Genomic DNA, 252 nt, shown 5'->3' on the forward strand with positions numbered 1-252 from the left:
GGTCAGGCAGGCACTGGTCGCATAACATCAAGTCAAAGGGGAATTGAGACTGGGTCATTGGCGATGCAATGCCAGCCGCCTGTGGCGTCGTTCAGTTGCTGGGCCGCGCGCTGCATATCGGCAGGCGAGCAGATTTGTATCAAGTGTTGTACTTGCTCCAGGTAGCCCGTTGCGTGGCCCGCCAAGTGGGCGTGCCACACAAGATCAGCGGCTTGGCCGATAGGCAGCGACTCGGGTGTGAATTGCTGCGCC

1 protein-coding gene is annotated in these 252 nt (G+C 59.9%); it reads right to left on the reverse strand.

The genetic code is table 11. From position 1 onward, the window contains the following. Positions 1–32 precede the first annotated feature (32 nt). The coding region (locus AC0L20_RS41465) for a hypothetical protein (RefSeq protein ID WP_473295906.1) at positions 33–252 on the reverse strand (220 nt) is incomplete at its 5' end.

The sequence above is a fragment of the Bradyrhizobium sp. Kon58 genome (assembly GCF_055807455.1).